The 14,556-nt window shown below is 41.6% G+C and carries 13 protein-coding genes; 8 read left to right on the top strand and 5 right to left on the bottom strand.

The genetic code is table 11. The annotated features are described in order from the left end of the window. Nucleotides 1-42: 42 nt before the first annotated feature. The gene (locus AM592_RS02855) at nucleotides 43-1,050 is read left to right on the top strand and encodes a ketoacyl-ACP synthase III (protein ID WP_098945181.1); all 1,008 of its coding nucleotides are present in this window, start codon (nucleotides 43-45) and stop codon (nucleotides 1,048-1,050) included. Nucleotides 1,051-1,097: 47 nt separating this feature from the next. After that, nucleotides 1,098-1,253, top strand: a complete 156-nt coding sequence (locus tag AM592_RS24295; protein ID WP_192841133.1) for a hypothetical protein — start codon at nucleotides 1,098-1,100, stop codon at nucleotides 1,251-1,253. Between the two features lie 51 nt (nucleotides 1,254-1,304). Here the strand turns inward: AM592_RS24295 and AM592_RS02850 are convergent, their stop codons facing one another. Further along, nucleotides 1,305-1,553: an alpha/beta-type small acid-soluble spore protein gene (locus tag AM592_RS02850; RefSeq protein WP_053602378.1), complete on the bottom strand. Its 249-nt coding sequence runs from the start codon at nucleotides 1,551-1,553 to the stop codon at nucleotides 1,305-1,307. Between the two features lie 167 nt (nucleotides 1,554-1,720). On the opposite strand from AM592_RS02850, the gene AM592_RS02845 reads away from it, so the two are divergent. Further along, complete coding sequence (locus AM592_RS02845; RefSeq protein WP_053602377.1) at nucleotides 1,721-2,758, top strand: PTS sugar transporter subunit IIC; 1,038 nt, start codon at nucleotides 1,721-1,723, stop codon at nucleotides 2,756-2,758. A 130-nt stretch (nucleotides 2,759-2,888) separates the two neighbouring features. Beyond that, nucleotides 2,889-3,794: a nuclease-related domain-containing protein gene (locus AM592_RS02840; RefSeq protein WP_053602376.1), complete on the top strand. Its 906-nt coding sequence runs from the start codon at nucleotides 2,889-2,891 to the stop codon at nucleotides 3,792-3,794. A 588-nt stretch (nucleotides 3,795-4,382) separates the two neighbouring features. Here AM592_RS02840 and AM592_RS02835 read toward each other — a convergent pair. Next, nucleotides 4,383-5,432 carry an NAD(P)/FAD-dependent oxidoreductase gene (locus AM592_RS02835; RefSeq protein ID WP_053602375.1) on the bottom strand — a complete coding sequence of 350 codons (1,050 nt, stop codon included), beginning with the start codon at nucleotides 5,430-5,432 and terminating at the stop codon, nucleotides 4,383-4,385. A 177-nt stretch (nucleotides 5,433-5,609) separates the two neighbouring features. Here AM592_RS02835 and AM592_RS02830 point away from each other — a divergent pair, with 177 nt between their 5' ends. From AM592_RS02830 to AM592_RS02815, 4 genes are read left to right on the top strand one after another with little or no spacing between them, the layout of a single operon-like run. Next, on the top strand, nucleotides 5,610-6,458 hold the full coding sequence (locus tag AM592_RS02830; protein WP_053602374.1) for an ABC transporter ATP-binding protein: 849 nt from the start codon (nucleotides 5,610-5,612) through the stop codon (nucleotides 6,456-6,458). Next, entirely contained in the window at nucleotides 6,406-7,323 is a 918-nt protein-coding gene (locus AM592_RS02825) for an iron-hydroxamate ABC transporter substrate-binding protein (RefSeq protein ID WP_053602373.1), read from the top strand. The genes AM592_RS02830 and AM592_RS02825 overlap by 53 nt, the downstream gene beginning before the upstream one ends. Nucleotides 7,324-7,348: 25 nt before the next feature. Then, a complete protein-coding gene (locus AM592_RS02820) occupies nucleotides 7,349-8,359 on the top strand; it encodes a FecCD family ABC transporter permease (RefSeq protein ID WP_053602372.1) in 1,011 nt (336 codons plus the stop codon). Next, nucleotides 8,356-9,363 (top strand): FecCD family ABC transporter permease, encoded by a 1,008-nt coding sequence (locus AM592_RS02815; protein WP_053602371.1) that lies wholly within the window; start codon nucleotides 8,356-8,358, stop codon nucleotides 9,361-9,363. Before AM592_RS02820 ends, AM592_RS02815 begins: the two co-directional genes overlap by 4 nt. Before the next feature lie 134 nt (nucleotides 9,364-9,497). Here AM592_RS02815 and AM592_RS02810 read toward each other — a convergent pair whose 3' ends face one another. The 3 genes from AM592_RS02810 to hemY form a co-directional block, all read right to left on the bottom strand. Then, entirely contained in the window at nucleotides 9,498-11,762 is a 2,265-nt protein-coding gene (locus AM592_RS02810; protein WP_053605958.1) for a YhgE/Pip domain-containing protein, read from the bottom strand. A gap of 45 nt (nucleotides 11,763-11,807) precedes the next feature. Further along, the gene (locus AM592_RS02805) at nucleotides 11,808-12,383 is read right to left on the bottom strand and encodes a TetR/AcrR family transcriptional regulator (RefSeq protein ID WP_053602370.1); all 576 of its coding nucleotides are present in this window, start codon (nucleotides 12,381-12,383) and stop codon (nucleotides 11,808-11,810) included. A gap of 756 nt (nucleotides 12,384-13,139) precedes the next feature. Then, the gene (hemY, locus tag AM592_RS02800) at nucleotides 13,140-14,555 is read right to left on the bottom strand and encodes a protoporphyrinogen oxidase (RefSeq protein WP_053602369.1); all 1,416 of its coding nucleotides are present in this window, start codon (nucleotides 14,553-14,555) and stop codon (nucleotides 13,140-13,142) included. Between the last annotated feature and the right edge of the window lies 1 nt (nucleotide 14,556).

Here is a 14,556-nt window from a genome sequence, read left to right as displayed (position 1 = left end):
TATCTGGTCATAATATCTAGTGCTATAATAGTGGATAAAGGAGTGAAAGCATTGAATTCGAAAGCACGAATCACCGCGATAGGAAGTTATGTTCCTAACAAGATTATGTCAAATGATGATCTTGAAAAAATTGTAGATACCTCTGATGAATGGATTGTACAGCGGACGGGAATGAAAGAGAGACGAATTGCTGCAGAGAATGAGTTTACTTCAACATTGTGTATTCGTGCTGTAAATGACTTAATTAAAAGATATGGCGTAAATATACAAGATGTCGATATGATTATAGTTCCTACGACGACTTCAGATTTTGCCATTCCGAGTACGGCTTCCATGATTCAGGATGCTTTTGGAATTCCTGAAGCTGGCGCAATCGATGTAAATGCAGCCTGTGCCGGATTAACCTACGGGCTGCATCTTGCAAACTGCCTTATAACCTCTGGTTTGCATCGGAAAGTTCTCGTTATTGCCGGAGAGACTTTATCAAAGGTGACCGATTATACTGACCGTACGTCCTGTGTTCTTTTTGGAGATGGAGCAGGGGCAATGCTCGTTGAATACGATGCAGAACAGCCGAGCTTTCTCTCGTATATTCAAGATACGAAAGGAAGCTCTGGAAAACATTTATACAGGACTGCTTTACGGAATGAATGGTATGGAGAGCCGCTGAGGGACAGTGAAAAAATGGTCCAAAACGGGCGTGAAGTGTATAAATGGGCGACACGAACAGTTCCTGAGGGAATGGAAAAATTACTAGAGCAAGCGAATATAAAAATGAAAGATCTCAACTGGTTTGTTCCGCACAGCGCCAATTTGAGAATGATTGAATCGATTTGTGAAAAAAAAGGCTTTCCCATCGAAAAGGTATTGACCAGCATGGTATATTACGGAAACACCTCTTCTGCATCGATTGTACTTGCCTTGGATCTTGCGGTAAAAGATGGCAGGGTGACACAAGATGATGTCCTTCTTCTCATTGGCTTTGGTGGCGGCTTTACCTATACAGGGTTGATTGTAAAATGGGGAGTTCCATCAAATATTAAGGAATGATTCAGAAACACTCCGGGCAAACTAGCGGAAAAAAGGAGTGTCTATGGATGAAAAAACATCGCCAACGTACGGATGAACCAACTGTTGCAGAAGGTATCGACACGGAAGATGAATTGAAAGAAGATGCCAGCCCCGAGGAAAAAGAAAGAGGAGAATATACAAACGTCACAACCTTGTCGTTAGATGAAAATGACCCGAGTTAAAAAGAGCATGGTTTGCAGTTGAATTACTCCTGTAAACCATGCTCTTTGTTGTTATTTTTTCAGCTTTTCTTCAGCCATTTTTATCATTTCTCGTACCATTTGCCCGCCTAAGCTGCCGCCGATTTTACCAGCTTCTTTTGAAGTAAGATTGCCGTTATACTTTTGATCGAGAGGCACTCCCACCTCTTTGGCCGCTTCATATTTTGCTTTTTGCGGATCTTGAGTGTTTGCAATTCTTGCTTTTAACCTGTCAACACCAGCACGAGCTTCAGGAACTAATAATTTATTTCTTCTTGCCATGAACATCCCTCCTTTTTCATCAGGGTTCCCTGATCATCGTTCCATTATGCTCGAAATACTTTTTCACGATTTCGCGGTAAAGCATTAAAAAATTTATTGACTGTTGTCAGAATGTTTTCTATAATTATCTCCGTTATAAATGAGTGTGGAGATAGGAGAATAGAGGTATGAAAGAATTTTTCAGCAAGTTGCTTACAGGAATGAGTATCGGGATAGTCGTTTCATTAATACCGAATGCTCTATTAGGAGAAATACTTAAGTTATTGATTCCTCATTTTCCTGCATTACAGCATATTTTCGATATCACCGTATTCGTAATGAGCTTGTTGCCAGTTATGATTGGCGTGATGGTAGGGATGTCGTTTAAACTAACATCTATCCAAACCGCAAGTGTAGGGATTGCGGCAATGGTTGGCGGCGGTTCCGTCCAAAAAACAGCAGAAGGATTATTTGCCCTAAGCGGCATTGGAATCGTAATTAATACTGGAATAACCGCAGCACTAACGGTGTTATTCGTTCAATTCATTGGCGACCGATTAAAAGCGTATTCCATCCTTTTGATGCCTACGTGCAGTATTTTAATACCAGGTATGATTGGTTATTCAATTCTGCCTTTTGTTAAGACTTCTACGGGTATCATCGGTGTTGCGGTTGAAAACGTGACGACTTTACAACCCGTTATAATGTGCATTATTATTTCTGTTATTTTTTGTCTTATTATTTTGTCACCTATATCCACAGTAGGTGTTGCCACAGTGATCTCACTTTCCGGTATAGGATCAGGTGCAGCCAATCTAGGAATTGTTGCAGCAGGTGTAGGGTTAGCGATAGCCAGCTATAAAGCAAACTCTCTTGGAACCGCATTGGCTCATGTATTAGGCTCTCCGAAAATTCAAATGAGAAACTTTTTTATGAAACCGAAAATCGCTTTTCCGATGCTGATCACCGCAGTCTTTCTTGGTGCATTAGCCGGACTGTTAAACATTCAAGGAACGCCTTACAGCGCCGGATTCGGATTATCAGGTTTGGTCGGACCGTTAAATTACATGACATTTGCTGAGGGCGGTTGGACAGTTAAAAATATTTCGATCATGGTAGGGACTTTCTTTGTTCTTCCGGTTTTATTGAATTTAGGTCTTATTTATATTTTTTCTAGGAAGTTGAAAATGATTAAGGCGGAAGATTATAAATTGCATTTTGATTGATCAAGAGAAAATGGTAAACAAATAAAAACATCCTTTCTAGCTCAAGAAAGGATGTTTTCGTCATTTTATTTTTGATACGGTTCACTGGTATAAATAAACTTGGAGTTTCAAAAAAGAATGGATGTGGACAATGCCTTATAAATCTCGTATTGAATCTGCTGAATTACTCACTCTGAAATCTTTAAACACTCGAATGAATTTACCTAACAAAGACAAGCAACATTACTTCAACCTTAAAAAGGGCTATGAAGGGGAGTTAATATTTGATTCACTAACAGAAAAGCTTAAGTGTGAATGCATTATATTGAATGATTTGCTGCTCAAAGTAAATAACTCCATGTTCCAAATCGACTCACTGATTATTATTTCAGAAACCATCTACTTTTTCGAATTGAAAAATTATGAAGGAGATTATTATTATCAATCAGATAGATTATATAAGGAAAACAAAACTGAAATTATTAATCCCTTAATCCAACTGAGTAGAAGTGAAGCCTTGTTACGCCAGTTACTCCAAAATCTTGAATTTAACCTTCGCGTTGATGCTTCAGTCGTTTTTATCAACCCTAAATTCACCTTATACCAAACACCTCTAGATAATCCTTTTATTTTTCCAACTCAGGTTAAACGTTATTTACAAAAATTAAATACAACACCTACAAAGCTAAATGGAAAACACAAAGTATTAGCTGACAAATTAATATCGATGCATATCGAAGATTCTCCTTTTAAGCACGTCAAGTCTTATGAGTATGATGAACTGCAAAAAGGAATCACTTGTGAAAAGTGCAATTCATTTTCAATTTACGTTGAGGGAAGAAAATGTGCTTGTAAAGAGTGTGGACACGAAGAATTGGTAGCAGTTGCCGTCATGCGAAGTGTGAACGAATTTAAGCTTCTTTTTCCTAATCTTAAAATTACTACAAATGTAATTCATGAGTGGTGTAAAGTGGTAAAGTCTAAAAAGAGGATAAGACGGATTTTAGAAAAAAACTTCAAAATTGTAGGGGTTCATCAATGGTCCTTCTACGAATAAAACAGACCTAATTAACAAGATGCCGCCATAATAATTTTTAAAGCTTTATTAAGGACTTAAGGACTTTTCCCTAGCTCGCATACTCTTTTTTGTCCTTCACAACTCCTATGAAGGACTTTTCTTGAGCTCTCTTACCACTTTTTGTCCTTCACTAGCCGTATGAGGGACTTTTCTCGAGCTCTCTTACTCTTTTTTGTCCTTCATAACCCTTATGAAGGACTTTTCTTGAGCTCTCTTACCACTTTTTGTCCTTCACTAGCCGTATGAAGGACTTTTCTCGAGCTCTCTTACTCTTTTTTGTCCTTCAGTACCCGTATGAAGGACTTTTCTCGAGCTCACATACCCTCTTTTGTCCTTCAATACCCGTATGAAGGACTTTTCTCGAGCTCACATACTCTTTTTTGTCCTTCACTAGCCGTATGAGGGACTTTTCTCGAGCTCTCTTACTCTTTTTTGTCCTTCATAACCCTTATGAAGGGACTTTTCTCGAGCTCTCTTACTCTTATTTGTCCTTCAGACCTCCTATGACGGACTTTTCCCGAGTACACTTACTCCCTTTTGTCCTTCCCCCCCTTATACTTCCTGCGGCTATCTCAACATCCCCTGTACAATCTCCCTATTCCGCTCCTTAAACACCTCATTGTGCGAAGACACCATTGCGCTTTTATTCGCGTCTGGCTGGATATACTGTTTTGCTTTGTTTACGGCGTTTGCGGCATCCTGGAAAGCGCCGGAGATTAAGTGCAGTTTTCCATCATGTTTTAAAATATCTCCGGCAGCGTAAAGTCCGTCAACGGAGGTTTCACTGACTGCGTTGCCCGCAATATAATGCTCGTCTGCCCTTTCAATCGGAATGCTGCTATTTTCCAGCAAGGTCGTATCGCGTTCATAGCCATGATTAATAATTACTTCATCTACAGGCAAGTATGAGACCTCTCCCGTTTGATGGTTGGTCAGCTCGACCCGTTCAATCACGTCATGATCAACACCTGCAATTAATTTTGTAATTGTCGTATGAAAGAAACAAATGGCAGAAATGTTCATGAGCTGGGAGACTTGCGCTTCATGCCCTGAAAAGGACTCCTTTCTGCAGGTGACATACACTTGTTTCGCAAAGGGCTCGATTTCATTGGCCCAGTCGATCGCGGAGTTCCCGCCGCCGGAAATGATCACCGTTTTATCTCTAAATCGTTCTAACGACTTAACTGTGTAATTTAAATTCGACACTTCAAATCGCTCGGCCCCTTCGATTTCAAGCTTTTGCGGGTTCAATATTCCGCTACCGACTGCAATGATTACTGTTTTCGAAATATGCGTTTGACCGGAGGCATCCTGCAAAACAAAAAGACCTTCTTCATTTCGAGAGATCGACTCCACTTTTTCATTCAATACAACTTCAGGGTCGAAGGTTAACCCTTGCTCGACAAGCTGTTCAATTAATTTTGCACCTTGAATCGGAGTCTGTCCTCCAACGTCCCAAATCATTTTTTCCGGATAGACGTGCAGCTTTCCGCCAAGCTGAGGCTGATATTCAATAAGCTTTGTTTTCATTTTTCTAAGTCCGCTATAAAACGCGGAGTAAAGCCCTGCCGGCCCTCCGCCAATAATTGTCACATCAAATATATCCTGTTGTTCCATTTCCGATCACTCCTCAGCAATCTCATACAATTGATATTCATTCTCAATTAAATATACTCTTTTCTCATCATTTTTACAACCTAAATAAGTATTGACAGCAGAAAAAGTTACCTTTATATTAGTAATTAATTTGAAACTGATAATCATTATCATTTAATAGATTCGGAGGTGCAGTTCATGATCCGCCTATATACAGATGATTTAAACGTCGGCTATGGTGATCACTTGATCGTTAAAGATCTCACAGTCGAAATTCCTGATAAAAAAATCACTACTATTATAGGTTCAAACGGCTGCGGGAAATCTACCCTATTGAAAGCCATTACTCGGATAATTTCTCCTCAATCTGGAGCAGTTGTCTTAGACGGAAAACATATTTCAAAAGAAAATACTAAAAAACTCGCTAAAAAAATGGCGATCCTTCCGCAGAATCCGGAAAGCGCTAGCGGATTGACTGTTGGCGAACTGGTTTCCTATGGGCGTTTTCCCTATCAAAAGGGCTTCGGACGATTAACGAAAAAGGATTTCGAAGTCATAGACTGGGCCCTTGAAGTGACCGGAACAATAGATTTTAAGTTTCGCTCTGTAGATGCTTTGTCTGGCGGTCAGCGACAACGCGTTTGGATTGCAATGGCTCTCGCGCAAGAAACGGAAATGATCCTACTCGATGAACCGACCACCTATTTGGATATGGCTCATCAGCTGGAGGTTTTGGAGCTTTTGCAAAAGCTGAATGAAGAACAGGAGCGAACGATCGTGATGGTCCTTCATGACTTAAACCAAGCGGCTCGTTTTGCTGATTATATCATCGCTTTAAAAGACGGAGAAATAATCAAAGCCGGAGCTTGTGAAGAAGTAATAAATCATCATGTTTTGAAAAAAGTCTTTCAAATTGATGCTGAAATTGGATGGGATCCCCGAACAAATAAACCAATGTGTATCACATACAATCTAATAAAGGGAGAAGAAAAAAATGAACAAACGATTAGCGACCGCATTCCTGCTGGTATTCGTGCTTATTCTTAGCGCATGTAACAGCGGAGCAACAGAAAAAGAAAGCAATTCAAATGAAGAGAAAAAAACAATTACATACCAATCTGAAAATGGACCCGTTGAAGTCCCTGCTGATCCAAAGCGAGTAGTAGTACTCTCTTCCTTCACAGGGAACGTTATGTCGTTAGGTGTAAACGTTGTAGGCGTTGATTCATGGTCGAAGGATAACCCGCGTTTTGGAGAAAAGTTAAAAAATGCGGAAGTAGTTTCCGACGAAAGCTTAGAAAAAATTATTGAGCTCGAGCCGGATTTAATCATTGGTTTATCCAATATTAAAAACGTTGATAAATTAAAAGAAATTGCACCTACCGTAACTTACACGTACGGAAAAGTAGACTACTTAACTCAGCACATAGAGATTGGCAAACTGTTAAACAAAGAAAAAGAAGCGACAGCTTGGGTCGATGACTTTAAGAAACGCGCGCAATCTACCGGCGAAGACATTAAAGCAAAAATCGGTGAAGACGCGACTGTTTCTGTCATCGAAAACTTCGACAAACAGCTCTACGTTTTCGGGGATAACTGGGGCCGCGGTACAGAAATTCTTTATCAGGAAATGAAATTGAAAATGCCTGACAAAGTAAAAGAAAAAGCGCTCAAAGCAGGTTATTACGCGTTATCAACTGAGGTTCTGCCCGAATTTTCCGGTGACTATCTTATTTTTAGCAGGAGCAAAGATACGGACAATTCGTTCCAAAATACCGATACGTACAAAAACATACCAGCTGTCAAAAACAATCAAGTATTCGAAGTTGATGCAAAAGAATTCTACTTTAATGATCCGTTAACATTAGATTACCAGCTCGATGTTTTTAAAGACCGCTTTCTTGGCAAATAGATTCTAAAAGAGATGATGAGAAATTATGGCGAAAGTAAACCAACCTTCTATTCCATTCGCATATAAAATGCTTGCAGGCATTGTAGTATTAGCCAGTATGTTTGCTGCTTCCATGGTATATGGGGCAGCTGACGTCTCTGTCAAGGATGTTTGGCTCGCACTTACCTCCGGTGCCGCAGGCGAGAAAATTTCAATCATCCGTGAAACTCGTTTGCCTAGGGAAATTGCGGCGATTTTTGTCGGGTCGGCCTTAGCTGTTTCTGGAGCAATCATGCAAGGAATGACGAGAAACCCGCTGGCCGATCCTGGATTACTTGGCTTAACGGCCGGGGCAAATGTGGGACTGGCGCTTACGCTAGCACTTGTCCCTTCAGCAAACTACTTCGGTATTATGGTTGCTTGTTTTATCGGTGCTGGTGTTGGTGCGATAATGGTGTTCGGTATTGGCGCAATGAAAAAGGGCGGCTTTTCTCCTTATCGTATCGTGTTGGCCGGGGCGGCTGTTTCTGCCTTTTTATATGCGATCGCTGAAGGAATTGGCATCTATTTTAAAATCTCAAAGGATGTCTCCATGTGGACAGCCGGAGGATTAATCGGAACGACATGGAGCCAGCTGCAAGTCATTGCCTCATTTATTTTGCTGGGCATTTTTATTTCTTTCATTCTCTCAAGACAGCTTACGATTCTTAGTGTAAGCGAAGAAGCCGCTGTAGGACTCGGGCAAAAGACGATCCAAATAAAAACGATTCTTTTTCTTGTCATTATCCTGCTCGCTGGCGCTTCAGTTGCGCTGGCTGGCAAAATGGCATTCATCGGATTGCTCGTTCCCCACGTAGTACGTGCGATCGTTGGGACGGATTACCGTTTTGTCCTGCCCATGTCTGCCATTTTTGGAGCGGCTTTTATGATGTTGGCCGATACGCTTGCCCGTACGATCCAAGCACCATTTGAAACACCTTTGGCGGCAATTGTTGCGATGATGGGCCTTCCTTTCTTCCTGTTCATCGTGAATAAAGGAGGCAAAGCTTTTTCATGATTCAGCCGGCATTACAAAAAAAACAACGAATCATTCTGTTTGTTTTACTATTGCTCATTTTGGTGACAATCGTTATCGGAGTCGGAATGGGGTACTCCTCTTTGTCCTTCGACAGGGTGATTCTAACCCTATTCGGACATGGGAACTTTAAAGAGGAATTTGTACTGTATTCTATTCGCCTGCCGCGAATGCTGATAACACTCCTAGCAGGTATGGCACTTGCGTTATCAGGGGCGATTTTACAAGGAATCACCCGCAACGATTTAGCTGATCCCGGCATCATTGGAATAAATTCAGGTGCAGGTGTAGCCATCACTGTTTTCTTTTTATTTTTCCCGATTGAACCAGGCTCCTTTGTTTATTTGCTTCCGCTTATCGCATTTATCGGGGCTTTTCTCACAGCCTGCCTGATCTATTTGTTTTCATACAACAAAAATGACGGACTTCAGCCTGTCAAATTAATTCTAACAGGCGTCGGGTTTTCCACTGCCCTTGCCGGAGTCATGGTTGTACTCATTTCATCTGCTGATCGTGCAAAAGTAGACTTTATCGCAAAATGGATCGCCGGGAACATTTGGGGTTCGGATTGGCCATTTATTTGGGCGCTCCTTCCGTGGTTAGCAGTACTCATTCCATTTACTTTATACAAGGCAAATCGCTTGAATCTCCTTGGACTCAGTGAGCCTGTGGCAATCGGTGTTGGCGTATCGATCGAAAAGGAACGCATCGTATTGCTTTTAACAGCTGTTGCGCTGGCAGCCTCTGCCGTTTCTGTCACTGGAGGAATTGCCTTTATCGGTCTTATGGCTCCTCATATGGCAAAGGCGTTAGTCGGACCTAGAAATCAATTATTTATTCCCATCGCCATTCTGATTGGCGGCTGGCTGTTACTCTTTGCTGACACCATCGGCCGCGGGCTCGTAGATCCCGACGGTATTCCGGCAGGCATTATGGTCGCATTGATCGGTGCGCCATATTTTATGTATTTGTTGTTGAAGAAATGATCCCTTGAGAATTCAATCTCAAGGGATTTTTCGACTTACATCTACCTGTTTTTAAAAGATATCCGACCATAATCAGAATTTATCCTCCCCAGCCCAAAAAAACAGCACTTTTTCCAAAGAAAAAGTGCGTTAAGTTAAGCCATATGTTCCTCTGTATTATTTCTCTTTAAGGACCAAGCAAAGTATCCCCACGTCAACAGCATCATGACAATGGCAAAGCTTCCAAGTATGCTCGCCTGCTGCCACATTGTTGAGAAATTCCCGGTGGAAATCGCCGCACGGAATCCTTCAATGCTGTACGACATAGGCAAGAAAAAGTGAATAATTTGGAAAAATCTTGGAACAAGCTCAATTGGATACGTTCCGGCACTTGCTCCTAATTGAAGTACCAAAAGAATAACTGAGATAAACCTTCCCGGGTTCCCCATCGTCGTAGCCAGAAGCTGAGTAATGGACATAAAGGTCAAGCTCGTAATAATGGAAAACAAGTAAAAGCGCCAGATGCTTTCCGGTTCAAGGCCAATTCCAGCGATGAGTACAGTCACTGCAATTACGGCTTGCAAAATTCCGCCGAGCAAAATCACGCTGAATTTGCTCATAAACCAGCTGAATGAAGAATGCGGTTCTGCTGCTGGCTCCTTAATGGGGAATATCACCGTAATCATTAATGCGCCGACAAACAATGCCAATGATAAAATATACGGCGTTAAGCCTGTTCCATAATTTTCAACTGCGTTCATTTTATCGGAATCAAGCTGTACCGGATCCGCAATCATTTGCGAATTTTTATCTCCGGCTTGAATATCTCCGGTTTTATCAGCCGTCTTCTCTAGTTCATTAGACAATGTTTCAGTGCCTGATGCTAGATTTCCTAATCCGCTTTCTAACGATTTCGACCCTTCCGCAAGCTGAGATGATCCGTGTTGAAGTCCATCTGTTCCACCTGCTGCCTGATCAAGTCCCGCCGCAAGTTTGCCGCTTCCAGTAAGCAGCTGCGAAGCTCCTTTATTGGCTTCATTTAATTTACTGATAAATGTCTCCATTCCAGATAGTAGCTGCTTTTGACCATCATTCAACTGGCCTGCTCCTGAATACAGCTGTTCTGTAGCAGCTGTCAGCTTGTTTACTCCGTCTTCAATTGCAAGCTGACCTTGGTACAATTTGTTGATGTTTTCTGGGAGCTGCTTGATTTTTTCCAGTTCTTCTGGGGACGGTAAGCCTTCAAGCTGCTTTTTCAATTCATCAATTTGAAGGTCAACACTTTGTAAAGATTGAAGAGAATCCTGTCCTTCTGCCTGGTTTACTTTTTCCTTAATCTCAGCTTTTTGCTCCGGAGTAATACCTTCTACCGAATCAACGGCTTGATTCACTCGTTCGTTTTGCGCTTGCTCAAGCGTCCTTATTTGATTCAATTGGTTCTGCAGTTCTTCGGCATTCGATACCCATCTCATCAGCTCTTTTATTTGTTCCGGATCAATACTATCTGCAAATTGCGCCAGGCGCTGTGCATTATTATTCAATTCCTTTAACCCCGCTGTCTGCTGCGGAAGTTTAGCTGCCAGCTCTTGATGGCCATCTAAACTTTTCTTCAGTCCGGACTCGAGCGCTGCAGAACCGTTCTCTGCCTGGTCTGCACCTGTATAAAGCACTGAGCTTTTGGAGGAAAGCTGCCCTAAGCCCCCGCTTAACGTTTGCTGCCCATTATTTAATTCATGGGCACCCCTATCAAGCTCCTGTATGCCTTGATTTAAAGTGGCAGAGCTTCCCGCAAGCTTCTGTAAGTTTTCGCTTAATTGCTCGCTTCCTGATTTGGTTTCCTTTGTACCGGAATCAATTTCTTTTGCTCCGGAGCTCGCTTCTTCCATACCTTTAGCAATCTTATCAAAGGTGTCGAACATAACATTGACATATTGTTTGGTAACCTCTTCTGCGACTGAAGCCTTTAACTGTTTTATGGCGTTATCGCCAATTTGGGCTGCAGCATAATTACTGCCGGCATTTGTATGGTACTTCAGATCAAGCTGCTGTGGATCTTTCTCCATGACAGTCGTAGCTTCATCTGAAAAATTTTCAGGAATTTCAACCACCATATAATACGTTTCATCGTTTAAGCCTTGCATAGCCTTCTTTTTATCGGTGAATTTCCAAGTAAACGAATCGTTGTCTTTCAATTCCTTCACCATCTTATCACCAATATGAAGATCAGTTCCTTCATAATCAGCACCATTGTCATTATTTACAACAGCGACCGGAAGTTTATCAACTGAACCATACGGATCCCAATAAGCCGTTAAAAACACTCCGCTGTAAATAAGCGGAATAAACAGAACACCAATTAATGGAATCAACAGCTTTTTGCTCGTTACAATCTCTTTCCATTGTTCTTTTATTATGTTCACCTGCAAAACCTCCACATCATCCATACCACCTATTTCTTCGGAAGATTATTTTGCCGTTAATTTTTTCTCTATAAAAAGCTGAAGCAGATTGGCAATCGTCTCTTTCTCAAGCGGATCGTGTTTTTTTTCCCAGTCAAAGATGAGAGCGATATACAGCTTATACATCGTAAATGCCAATAATTCCGAATGACAATTTTCGATTTCACCATCTTCAATCGCTTGTTCAATTTTAGTTTTTATATAAAGAATGATCATCGATTCAATTCGATCGATAACTTCCTTTACTTCTGGCGTACCCAGCTGTGCGCTTTCTTGAAAAACCTTTATGGTCAACAGGTGGGACTTACGGTATTCCAAAATGGCAAATAACGCCTGATGCACTTTTTCGTGAAATGGCATCTCTGTTTCCATCACTTCATCCGCCATTATTCTCATTTCTTTAAAAAGGGAGGAAAAAATCTCATCAAAAAGCTCTTCTTTATTTTTAAAAAAAGTATAAATCGTCCCCTTTCCGACATTGGCCATCTTCGCTACCAAATCCATTGTGGTTGCTTTGTAGCCAAATTCCGTAAATGCTCTTGACGCTGCATCTAAAATAAGCTGCCTGCGATCTTTTCCCAATGACAACACCCCTCAAAATGACTAAATGAACAATCCGGTCAGTAAGTACTCAATTAATGTATCACAGTTATTATTTTTTGACAATTGAAAAGTATTCAATAGAAAAGGGAGCTGACAAGTTTTTTTAGTTTTCGTTTGTAGCCTGAGGAATGTTTAATACAACTGACTTTGTCGATTCCTAACAGGATAAAAAGGAGTACGTGATCCATAGTTAAAGGCCTTCAGCCGGGTTATGAAGGACATAACTGCGCAAGTGAGCCAAAGAAATATTCTTCATCTGCGTTGTGAAGGACAAAATGGCGCAAAAAGACCAAAGAAATGTCCTTCATCTACGTCGTGAAGGACAAAATGACGCAAGAAAGCCAAAGAAATGTCCTTCATCCGGGTGCTGAAGGACAAAATGACGCAAGAAAGCCAAAGAAATGTCCTTCATCCGGGTGCTGAAGGACAAAATGCCACAAGATAGCCAAAGAAATGTCCTTCATCCGGGTGCTGAAGGACAAAATGGCGCAAGTTAGCCAAAGAAATGTCCTTCATCCGGGTGCTGAAGGACAAAATGCCACAAGATAGCCAAAGAAATGTCCTTCATCCGGGTGCTGAAGGACAAAATGACGCAAGATAGCCCAAGAAATGTCCTTCATCTGCGTTGTGAAGGACAAAATGACGCAGGAAGGCCAAAGAATTGTCCTTCATCCGGGTGCTGAAGACAAATAGACGCAAGAGAACCCTCACAAATAATAAAAAAAGCAAACCTTATCAGTTCGCTTTTGTTAAATATTCGATTATTTCGTTCACCGCTAGATTGCCCTGATCAATACAGTCGGGAATGCCAACCCCGTCAAATGATGCTCCCGCCAGGAAAATCCCTGGAAAAGAACGTGAGAATGTGTCGCGTATTTCTTTCATTTTTTGTTTATGGCCTACATTATACTGAGGCATGCTTTCATTCCAACGCGTAACAGAAACCATTTCCGGATCACCGGAAATTTTCATAATGCGTTTTAAATCATCGAGCACAATGCGGACGATTTCACTGTCTGATTGCTCAACAATCGATTCGTCACCTGCTTTGCCTACGTAAGCACGAAGAAGGGTTTTTCCTTTTGGCGCGGTGTGCGGCCATTTTTTGTTGGTCCATGTACAAGCAGTTATGGCAAAGTCACTGTTCCGGGAGATGACAAAACCGGTTCCTTCGTGCTCCATCTCAACCGCACTATCCGGAAATCCGAGCGCCACGTTGGCGACCGAAGTGGAGGTCATTGATTTTAAATAATCGAGCTCTTCCTTATGCCCAAACAGGGAAGAAATTGATTTATGCGGAGAAGCAACAATCGCCGCGTCAGCTAATATTTGCTGGCCATTATCCAGCTCAATGAGATATTTCCCTTGCTGCCGCTCAATTTGTACAGCTCTTGTTCCTTTATAGATTTTTGTAGATTCAAGCCTGTTTTCAATTGCCTCAACCATCGTATGAAGACCGGTATTAATTGTTTGGAACATGCCGCCCTTCTTTTTCGCCGGCTTAGGCCCGACCGGCTGTCTTCCTTTTTTCATTCCTAAAATTAAGCTGCGGTGCTTCTGCTCTATTTGATAAAATTGTGGAAACGTTGACATAAGACTGAGCTTATCGATATCTCCGGCATATATCCCGGAAAGAAGCGGTTCAATCAGGTTTTCGACGACTTCATCTCCAACACGGCGCCTGAAAAATTCACCCAGTGACCGGTCTCCCTTCGCTTCGCTTGCCGGTAAAATCAGATCCAGTGAAGCCCTTGCTTTTCCGAAGACCGAAAAAAGCCCTGTCTTAATAAATGGCGAAAGCTTCGTCGGAATGCCCATGACGGCACCTTCTGGTATTGGATGAAGCTTTTCATCGACTAATACATAGGACTGACCTGTGGCATTGTTAACCAAATTTTCTCCAAAGCCAAGTTGCTCCGCCAATTCAGTCGCACTTTTTTTTCTTTCTAAAAATGAATCCGGCCCTCTTTCAATTACGTAGCCGTCTTTATGGATGGTTTGAATTTTCCCTCCGAGTCTCGGGCTTGCTTCTATTAACGTACAGTCAATAGGCAGGGCTTTTTCCTTCATTTCTTTTTCCAAATAAAATGCTGCTGACAGGCCGGTTATTCCACCGCCAATAATTACTATTTTTTTTCGATTTGCGCTCATA

It is taken from the genome of Bacillus gobiensis (genome assembly GCF_001278705.1).
Lineage (GTDB): Bacteria > Bacillota > Bacilli > Bacillales > Bacillaceae > Bacillus > Bacillus gobiensis.
Note: the sequence above shows the minus strand (reverse complement) of the source record. Positions and strands in the feature narration are given on the sequence as shown.

Coding starts and splice junctions, on each gene's coding strand:
- AM592_RS24295 (WP_192841133.1), top strand. CDS start 1,098: ATGAAAAAACATCGCCAACGTACGGATGAACCAACTGTTGCAGAAGGT.
- AM592_RS02850 (WP_053602378.1), bottom strand. CDS start 1,553: ATGGCAAGAAGAAATAAATTATTAGTTCCTGAAGCTCGTGCTGGTGTT.
- AM592_RS02845 (WP_053602377.1), top strand. CDS start 1,721: ATGAAAGAATTTTTCAGCAAGTTGCTTACAGGAATGAGTATCGGGATA.
- AM592_RS02840 (WP_053602376.1), top strand. CDS start 2,889: ATGCCTTATAAATCTCGTATTGAATCTGCTGAATTACTCACTCTGAAA.
- AM592_RS02835 (WP_053602375.1), bottom strand. CDS start 5,432: ATGGAACAACAGGATATATTTGATGTGACAATTATTGGCGGAGGGCCG.
- AM592_RS02830 (WP_053602374.1), top strand. CDS start 5,610: ATGATCCGCCTATATACAGATGATTTAAACGTCGGCTATGGTGATCAC.
- AM592_RS02825 (WP_053602373.1), top strand. CDS start 6,406: ATGAACAAACGATTAGCGACCGCATTCCTGCTGGTATTCGTGCTTATT.
- AM592_RS02820 (WP_053602372.1), top strand. CDS start 7,349: ATGGCGAAAGTAAACCAACCTTCTATTCCATTCGCATATAAAATGCTT.
- AM592_RS02815 (WP_053602371.1), top strand. CDS start 8,356: ATGATTCAGCCGGCATTACAAAAAAAACAACGAATCATTCTGTTTGTT.
- hemY (WP_053602369.1), bottom strand. CDS start 14,555: ATGAGCGCAAATCGAAAAAAAATAGTAATTATTGGCGGTGGAATAACC.